The organism is Methylobacterium sp. WL18 (assembly GCF_008040015.1).
Lineage (GTDB): Bacteria > Pseudomonadota > Alphaproteobacteria > Rhizobiales > Beijerinckiaceae > Methylobacterium > Methylobacterium mesophilicum.
On sequence record NZ_VRVD01000789.1, the window covers coordinates 1 to 1,906 of the forward strand.

Annotated in this window: 2 protein-coding genes; both read right to left on the reverse strand. The window is 70.5% G+C overall.

The features are described from left to right. Nucleotides 1–432 (reverse strand): MFS transporter (locus FV228_RS28305; RefSeq protein WP_147857527.1); only part of this gene is annotated, 432 nt, incomplete at its 3' end. Between the two features lie 152 nt (nucleotides 433–584). Beyond that, nucleotides 585–1,906, reverse strand: a 1,322-nt coding sequence (locus tag FV228_RS28310; protein WP_147857528.1) for a hypothetical protein, incomplete at its 5' end; no start/stop codon positions are given.

Genomic DNA, 1,906 nt, shown 5'->3' on the forward strand with positions numbered 1-1,906 from the left:
GAACCCGGCGGCGGTGGCGCCGGCGGCCAGGCCGCGGCGATGCGGGAACCACTTCAGCGCGTTGCCCACACAGGTGCCGTAGACCGAGCCGGCGCCGATGCCGCCGACCACCGCGCCGAGATAGAGCAGCGCGAGGCTGTCGGCGTAGGCGTCGATGGTCCAGGCCAGGGCGATCATGACGCCCCCGAAGGCGACCACGAGGCTCGGACCGTAGCGGTCCACGAACCAGGCCTCCACGGGCACCAGCCAGGTCTCGGTGGCGACGAACAACGTGAAGGCGAGCTGGATCGCGGCCCGCCCCCAGTGGTAGCGTTGGTCGATGGGATCGACGAACAGCGTCCAGCCGTATTGGAGGTTGGCGATCATGGCCATGCAGATCACGCCGAAGGCGAGCTGCCACCATTTCGCCGACGGCGAATCCTGGCGTTCCATCCCTGAGCCTCTCTGGTGGGCGGCGCGTCCTTGAGCCGGCGCGTCTGTCTCGTGCCGGCTCAATCATGCATATTCGGCTCAGGCATGCAATATACCAGACCGTGAAGGCGGCGCCTCGCTGTCAGTCTCGGAAATATTGTTCCATCGGGTGATCAGGCTCGCGTGGGTCCCCAGGTGCCGAGCGTCGGCTCGTCGGCCGGGACCAGCGTCTCGTCCAGTTCCGGGATCCCGGCGGCATCCTCGGGGATGCCGATCACCGCCCGGGCCGCAGCCCAATCGGGATCGCCGTCGGCGTCCGGAAGGGCCCGGCGGTCCAGGCCGGTGAGCCGCCCGCGGTCGAGGCGCAGGAACACGCGCCCGGTCTCGGCGCGGGCGAACCGGACCGCGTCCATCCTGCGCAGGCAGTCGTGCAGGAAGCGCATGTTGGCGCCGGCCGCCAGATCCACCCCGCGAAACACCGCGTCCGGGGCGCGCGCGAAGATGTCGACCTTGCGGAAGCGCTCGATGTCGATCAGCCCCTTCACGTCGAGGATGTTCAGGACGCCGCCGGCCCCGAACGCGATGGTGCGGGGGCGCTCGCCCTGCGGCACGCTGTTGTCCAAGAACTCGCAGACGACCTGCTTGTCCCGGGCGAGCGCCCAGTTGAAGAACAGGCGCGGCATGCCGGTATAGGCCTCGACGTTGTGGGCCAGCAGGTCCTCGACCGCCTTGAACCGGCCGAACTGCTCGCCGCGCTTGTAGGCGCGCTCCACCGTGTCGGCCGGCGGCGTCACCATGAACTGCATGTAGACCCGCTCGCCGAACCGGGTGAGCAGCTGGCCGCCGCCATCCGAGCCCGCCTCGGCCTGGAAGCTGTCGAACCGGAAGCGGTCGATCAGCAGGTTCGAGATCCGCCGCTCGGCCGCCTTGCGGGTGACGTAGCGGTCGAGCTTCATATCGATCATCTCGACCTCGTAGCCGGTGAGCGTGCCGGCATACCGGGTCGCCGGGCCCAGGCTGTCGTAGTCGAGCAGGAACTTGCGCCAGACGTCCGGCGTGATCACCGCGAAGTCGGACCACGCCATCCCGAGGCGGCGCGCCAGCCCGAGCTGGTAGGGCCGGATCGTGCTCTTGCCCGAAGCCGAGGCGCCCTTGACGTTCATCACCACCGGATGGGCCTGCGGGGCGAGCCGCCGGTAGCCGCGGGCCTCGACGACGGCGGCGATCCAAGGCTCGATCAGCTCGCCGATGCGGCGGCTGCCGTAGCCGTTCGAGACCAGGGTCCCGGCGATGCCGCGCAGCAGGGCGGCATCGCGGATCAGCGTGTTCTGCCGGGCCAGGATGCCGGAGACGACGCTGCGCAGGGCCTCGCAGGCGGCGATCTCCAGGCCGTCCCCGGCCAGCAGCGCCCGGCTGTGCCAGGCCTCGAGATGGTCGAGCGCCCGGGTGGCCGGATCCTGCCGGGGTGGCGGGCTCGGCGCTGGCGGGCGGCGCC